Annotated in this window: 5 protein-coding genes and 2 pseudogenes; 3 read left to right on the top strand and 4 right to left on the bottom strand. The window is 75.9% G+C overall.

Annotated elements, in window-relative coordinates; translation table 11 throughout:
- Nucleotides 1-115: 115 nt before the first annotated feature.
- Nucleotides 116-1,063: pseudogene (locus HDR73_RS05485) on the bottom strand (NUDIX domain-containing protein); the annotation flags it as partial.
- Nucleotides 1,064-1,103: 40 nt separating this feature from the next.
- Here HDR73_RS05485 and HDR73_RS05480 point away from each other — a divergent pair.
- Nucleotides 1,104-1,583 carry a hypothetical protein gene (locus HDR73_RS05480; RefSeq protein ID WP_012298713.1) on the top strand — a complete coding sequence of 160 codons (480 nt, stop codon included), beginning with the start codon at nucleotides 1,104-1,106 and terminating at the stop codon, nucleotides 1,581-1,583.
- Nucleotides 1,584-1,623: 40 nt separating this feature from the next.
- Here the strand turns inward: HDR73_RS05480 and HDR73_RS05475 are convergent, their stop codons facing one another.
- Nucleotides 1,624-2,631 carry an NADP-dependent oxidoreductase gene (locus HDR73_RS05475; RefSeq protein WP_041464483.1) on the bottom strand — a complete coding sequence of 336 codons (1,008 nt, stop codon included), beginning with the start codon at nucleotides 2,629-2,631 and terminating at the stop codon, nucleotides 1,624-1,626.
- A gap of 115 nt (nucleotides 2,632-2,746) precedes the next feature.
- Here HDR73_RS05475 and HDR73_RS05470 point away from each other — a divergent pair, with 115 nt between their 5' ends.
- Entirely contained in the window at nucleotides 2,747-4,231 is a 1,485-nt protein-coding gene (locus HDR73_RS05470) for a Pr6Pr family membrane protein (RefSeq protein ID WP_012298711.1), read from the top strand.
- 49 nt (nucleotides 4,232-4,280) lie between these two features.
- Here the strand turns inward: HDR73_RS05470 and HDR73_RS05465 are convergent, their stop codons facing one another.
- Nucleotides 4,281-5,774 (bottom strand): FAD-dependent oxidoreductase, encoded by a 1,494-nt coding sequence (locus tag HDR73_RS05465; protein ID WP_012298710.1) that lies wholly within the window; start codon nucleotides 5,772-5,774, stop codon nucleotides 4,281-4,283.
- A gap of 43 nt (nucleotides 5,775-5,817) precedes the next feature.
- On the opposite strand from HDR73_RS05465, the gene HDR73_RS05460 reads away from it, so the two are divergent.
- Complete coding sequence (locus HDR73_RS05460) at nucleotides 5,818-6,255, top strand: RNA-binding S4 domain-containing protein (protein ID WP_012298709.1); 438 nt, start codon at nucleotides 5,818-5,820, stop codon at nucleotides 6,253-6,255.
- 44 nt (nucleotides 6,256-6,299) lie between these two features.
- Here HDR73_RS05460 and HDR73_RS05455 read toward each other — a convergent pair.
- Nucleotides 6,300-6,417 (bottom strand): annotated as a pseudogene (locus HDR73_RS05455) (IS481 family transposase); the annotation flags it as partial.

The raw sequence follows: 6,417 nt of genomic DNA, 5'->3' as shown, positions 1-6,417 counted from the left end.
CCGACGCGCTTGACCCCTTCATCGAGCACTACAACACTGAACGAATCCACTCAAGCCACGGGCTCACGCCCGCGGCCCGAGTGTCACCAACGTCATGACCCAGTACACCTAGCGCCGCGTCGCGGTCCGCGCGCGCGTCGAGCAGCGCGCGGATCCGGCCGGGCCCCGTCGCCCGCGCGCCGAGCTCCTCGACCCGCGCGACGAGCCCGCGGTCGGCCGTGACCACCACGACGTCCCGGCCGGCGTCCCGCGCGGCGGCGACGACGGTCAAGATCTCGCCGTCGCCGTCCGTGGGCGCGGCGACCACGGAGATGCCGGGTGCCCGGAGCACGGGCGGGGCCGCGTCCTGCGCGGGCGACGGCAGCGCCGCGTCCCGCGCGTGCCCCTCCACTACGGCGACGACCTCCGGCCACCTGACGTCCCCCGGCAGCCCGAGGTCGGCGGCGGGGAGGCCGTCGCGCGCCAAGCCGTCGAGCTCGACGAGGAGGCGGGTGGTGGATCCGGCCCGGTCGTGCCACCAGCCGTCCGGCCGGGACCCGAGCAGGTTCGCGGTGTCGACGACGAGCGTGACCTCGCGCGCGAGCTCGCCGCGCAGCATCGGCCAGGCCCGGCCGAAGCCCGGGTGCAGCTCCCGGGCGTCGACCTCGTCGACCGGCACCCAGCTCAGCTCGATGCTCTCGGCGTCGGCGACGCGCGGCTCGAACGGGCGGAGGACGCGGGCGGTGACGGTCGTGTAGCTCCAGAAGCCGAGGTCGAGCACCGTGGCGAGGACGGGCCGGATCCCCGCGGGCGGCACACCCGCCTCCTCGGCCGCCTCGCGCGCGGCGCCGTCGATGGCGGACTCACCCGCGTGCCGGGCGCCGCCGGGCAGGCCCCACGTGCCGCCGTGGTGGCTCCACGCGACGCGGTGCTGCAGCAGCACGCCGCGATCCGGGTCGTGCACGAGCAGGCCCGCGGCGCCGAACGCGCCCCAGAAGCGCTGCCCCTCGGGGCTCTCGACCCAGACGTCGCCGCTGTCGCGATGGGCCCCCCGCGGGGGCTCGGGCGGGCGTTCGGCGGTCATGGATCCACCATCTCACGGGCACCTTCGATAGCGTCGGGGCATGTCGTGCATCAGGTTCACCACCGCCGCGCAGCTCGAGGCCCTGCACCGGACCGCGCCCGCCGTCCTCACCGCCGAGCAGGCCGCCGCGCTGCATCCCGCGCCCGAGGTGACGCCCAGCAAGATCCGCCGGCTGCGCCCGCTCGCCGAGCACCGCGACCCCAAGGTGCGGGAGAGCGTGGCGAGCAGCCTGCACGCGCCGCTCGACGTGCAGCGGGCGCTCGCGCGCGATGCCGACGAGGGCGTCCGCGCGTGCCTCGCCCGCAACCCCCACGCTCCGGCGGCCGTGCTCACGATGCTGGTGGGCGACACCTCCGAGCGCGTGCGCTCCTGGCTCGCCGTCAACGACCAGACGCCGCGCACCGCCGTCGCGATGCTCGAGTGCGACGAGTCGCCCGCGGTGCGCGACCTGCTGCGGTGGCGCGAGGCGCACATCGAGTCGCCGGCCGAGCCGGAGCCCGCCGAGGTCGTCGCGCGCTGACCGCGACGGGCGTCACCCGGCGCCCGCCACGCGCGGCGCGTCAGGCGCGACCGTCCGCGACGTCGCGCGCCTTCGCCGTGCTGCGCCGGTCGCCCGGGTAGTGGACGGGCCGCATGCCGAGCACGATCTTGCCGCGCGCGTGCCGGCGCTCGAGGTCATCGAACGCGTGCTGCACCTCCGAGAGCGGGTAGAAGCCGGAGACGAGCACGTCGACCTCGCGCTTCGCCGCGAGGTCCGCGACCGTCGCGAGCGTGCGCGACCGGTGCACGTCGTCCTCCTCGACGGGCGGCAGGACGGCCTCGAGCTCGATGGCCCGGCGGTCGTCGCTCGAGCTGAAGCGCTTGCCCGCCACCCCCAGCTCCTCGGCCACGTGCTCGCCGCCGCCGAAGTTGTCCACGAAGCCCTGCACGCCGTTCGGGGCGGCCGCGCGGATCCGGTCGGCCAGGCCGTCGCCGTAGACCACGGGGGTGACCCCGATCTGGCGCAGGTAGTCGAAGTTCCGCTCTCCGCACGTGCCGATGACCCGGGCGCCGCGCCGCATGGCCAGCTGCGCCTCGATGCTGCCGACCCCGCCGGCCGCCGCGGTGACGACGAGCGTGTCGCCCTCGCCGACCGTGATCGCGTGCAGCACGTCGTGCGCGACGAGCCCGGCCAGGAACAGGCCGCCGGCCACCTCCCACGGGAGCTGCGCGGGCTTCGCGACCACGTTGCCCGCGGGCACGACCACGTGCGTCGCGTGCGCGGCCATGACGGTGTGGCCGAGGACGTCCTGGCCCTTCTTGAACCGGGTGACGCCCTCGCCGACCGCGGCGATGCATCCGGCGAAGTCGCTGCCCTGCCCGTTGGGGAAGGCGGTCGGCACCTCGTCCGGGAAGCGGCCCTGCCGGATGTACGCCTCGATGTGGTTGATGCCCGCCGCGAAGACCTCGACGAGCACCTCGCCGGGGCCGGGCGACGGCCGCGGGATGTCGACGACTTCGAGGACGTCGACGCCCCCGAAGGATCCGAACTGCACCTGCTGGCTGGTGGATCGCGATGAAGGGCTCATGCGCGTCATCCTGCCGCTCCCGCCCGCGACGCGCGAGGGCACGGAGCCGATCGTGAGACCTCGTTCGTAGACTGGCTGGGCGGGCATGTCCGGAGTCAGCCGCGATCGGAGTCACGTGCAGAGGATCCTCGGTGGAGTGCGCCTGGTCGCCGCGCTCGTCGTGGTCACCGCGCTCGTCGCGGACTTCGACTACGTGCAGGGCTTCACGACGTTCGCGGCCGAGAACTGGTTCAGCTACTTCACGACGCAGAGCGGGATGGCGGGCGCCGTCGTGCTCGCGGCGTCCGGGCTGCACGCGCTCCGCGGCCGCGTCGAGCCGGAGCTCATGGCGGCCGTGCGCGCGGTCGTGCTCAGCTACGTCGTGGTGTCCGGCGTGGTCTTCGGCCTCATCGTGCTGGAGTCGAGCTCGCAGGCCTACTACGTGGAGGTGCCGTGGTCGAGCCGGCTGCTGCACTTCGTGATCCCCGCCTACGCGCTCCTCGACTGGACCCTCGCGCCCGGCCGCCCGCGCGTCACGTGGAAGGCCGTCGGCTGGGCGATGCTCTTCCCGATCGCCTGGTGCGCGTTCACGGAGTACCGCGGCCCGCGCGTCGGCTGGTACCCGTACTTCTTCCTCGATCCCGCGCAGGTCGGGGTCCCGTACGAGATCACCGCATGGCTGGCGCTCGTGGCGGGCGTGCTCGCGGGGTGTCCGCGTTCGTCGTGGCGCTCAGCCGCGTGCGGCCCGCGGGATCCCGGGGCGGGAGGCGCGGGGACGACCACGAGGCGGATGAGGCGACCGTCGCGGACGAGCCCGCGCGCGCCTCCACGGACGCGTCCCCGCCGACGCCGCGCGAGACGGCGGCCGCCGAGCGCTGAGCTGCCGAGCCGCGCATCGACGGATGCGCGCATGCGAGCCTGGGGCGTGACCACCTCCGCAGACCCCCGATCCCCGGACGACGGCGGCACCTCCCTCGAGCTGCGCTGGCCGACCGTGATGACGCACGACGGCGACCCGGAGGCCGCGGTCATCGACGTGGTGAACGTCGGCGCCGGGCGGTGGATCCCACGGGAGGGCGACGCCTTCGTCGCCATCGGAGCGTTCACGGAGCCCGATGCGCCCGCGCCTGGCATCTCCTTCGCCGTCGCGGGCGGGCAGCGTGCTGCGGTGGCGCTGGATCCGGGAGACCGGACGCGCATCCCGGTGGCGATCACGGCCGGCGACTGGGCCGCCCTCCGCCCCGGCCCGCACGACCTCCACATCGCGCTCGTCGGCCTGTCCGCGCGCACGGCGGGGCCCCTGCGCGTGGATGTCACGGCCGAGGCGATCGCCCGCCGCCGCCCCGTCGACAGGTCGGAACGGCCGCCGACGGACTCGGACATGCGCCGCTCGCACGACGCCCGCATCTCCTGGCTCCGGACGCGGGTCGCCGCCGCCGACGCGCTCGTGCCCCTCGTCTCCGAGCTGGCCGCGGTCGCGTCCCGGGCCGAGGCCGTGGCGCGGATCCGCACGCTGCTCGACCTCGACGAGGAGCACGCCCAGCTCCTGCTGCACACGCAGCTGCATGGCCTCCTGCCGTACGCGGCGGAGGCGATCCGGCATGAGTGGCCGAGGCCGTGACGCGACGGGACGCGCTCGGGCCGGAGCCCGCTGAGGACCCGGATCCGGCCTAGGGCGTCGGCGTGGCGCTCGGGCCCGGCTCCGGGGTGGCCGTCCCCTCCGCGAGGAGCGCCGGATCCGCGAACGGCGCCAGCGTGCGGAGCGCCGCCGACCGGAGCGCCTGGTCGTCCATGGCCGCGACCCGGTCCGCCGCCGCCGCGCCCACCTCGGCCATGAGCACGGGCTCGCCCGAGATCGGCATGAGGTTGTACCAGCGCGTGAAGCTCCCGCCGGCGTCGTAGGACGTCCAGACCGTGGCGGTCGTCGACCAGAACGGCTCGGCGAAGCGCAACCAGATGCGGTCGGCGCGGCCGGGGCCGAGCGCGCGGATGGCGACGTCGTGCGAGGACGGCAGCGCCGGGTCGAACGCGATCGCGCCCGCCTGGAGCACGCCGAGCGGCACGGTGACGACCACGCGGTCGACCGAGAGCGACTCGCCGGACCCGAGCCGCAGCCCCACGCGGCCGTTGCCGTAGGCGATGCGGGAGACGGTCGACTCCCGCAGCACGTCGATGTCCTGGTCGCGCAGCAGATGCTGCACGAGGCCCGCGAAGCCGCCCGTGACGGCGACGTTGCCGACGGGCGCCGGCTCGTCGAGGCCGCGGGCGCCCGAGAGTTCGTCGGGCGACGCGCCGTGGGCGATCGCGACGTCGGTGGAGAGGAGCGCGGCGAGGCGGGCAGCGGGCGCTGCGGCACCGCCCTCGGTGGAGAGCGCGTCGCCGCCGGTCTCCCGCAGGGCCGCGGCGAGGCTGACGGCGCCGGGCTGCGCGAGGGCCCGGGCGCGCGCGGCGGCGATGGCGTCGGATCCCGCCGTCGAGGGCTCCAGCACCGCGCCGTCGGGCCCGCGGCTCTCGGTGATGAGCGCGAGGCCGTAGCGGGTGATGCCGGCGGCCTCGAGCGCGTCGCGCAGCAGGTCGTCGTCGTCGGCGGCGATCCACAGCGCGCCGAGCTCGGCGGGGTGGGGCCAGTCGGTGCCGCCGGCCGCTCGGATCCGGCCGCCGAGCTCTGCGCGCGCCTCGACGAGGACGACGTCGTGCCCGGCATCGCGCAGGGCGCGGGCCGCAGCGGTGCCCGCGATGCCGGCGCCGACGACCGCGATGCGCTCGGATCCGGCGCCCGCGCGATCCACCTCGCCTGCCGCACGGAGCCCCGACGCGTAGGCGCCCGCGACCGTGCCGGGGCGGTCGGCGCTCGTGGCCTCGCCGGCGAAGAACACGCGGTCCTCGATCGGGCGGGCGAGCGCCTCGCGGTCGGCGGTCGTGGCGCCGGGTCGGAGGAAGCTGCCGGATCCGCGCGCGAACGGATCGCCCGCCCAGTCGGAGCGCGCGAAGGCGACGGGATCCGGGAGGCCGGCGACGCCCGCGGTGGGCGTGGGGGTCGGCGTCGCGGAGGCGGTGGCCGTGGGCGTGGCGGGCGTCGGCGTCGTCCGCGTGCACGCCGCGAGCCCGAGGAGCGACAGCCCCGACACGGACGCGGTGAGGAGGGTGCGGCGGGAGATCGACATGCTCGGGCCAGCGTACCGGGGAGCCGTCGCCTAGGGTCAGAGCATGCCGTCCGACGCCGCTCCGCCTCCCGCGGGCGGCGCGTCCGCCCCGATCGCCGCGCAGGCCGCGGTCCGGGTCGACAGCTGGCTCTGGGCGGTGCGGATCTACAAGACCCGGTCGCAGGCCACCGCCGCCTGCCGCGCCGGGCACGTGCGGGTCGGCGACGAGCGCGCGAAGGCGTCGCAGTCGGTACGGCCGGGCGACGAGGTGCGCGTGCGCGTCGCCGGATCCGAGCGGATCCTCGTGGTGCGCCGCACGCTCGTGAAGCGCGTCGGCCCGGCCATCGCCGCCGAGGCGCTGACCGACCTCACTCCCCCGCCGCCGCCGCGCGAGGCCGCACCCGCGACGATCGTCCGCGACCGCGGCGCCGGACGCCCGACGAAGCGCGACCGGCGCGAGATCGAGCGGCTGCGCGATCCGGACGGCGTGCGCGGGCGCTGACCGCGCGTCCGTGCCCGACGGGGCGGATCCGCTGATGTACTGAGTCATGACGTTGGTGACACTCGGGCCGCGGGCGTGAGCCCGTGGCTTGAGTGGATTCGTTCAGTGTTGTAGTGCTCGATGAAGGGGTCAAGCGCGTCGGCCCGGTGTTGGTTGCTGGTG

Origin of the sequence: Clavibacter sp. (assembly GCF_014802555.1) — a bacterium.
GTDB lineage: Bacteria > Actinomycetota > Actinomycetes > Actinomycetales > Microbacteriaceae > Clavibacter > Clavibacter sepedonicus.
This window is presented reverse-complemented; position numbering and strand designations above follow the sequence as displayed.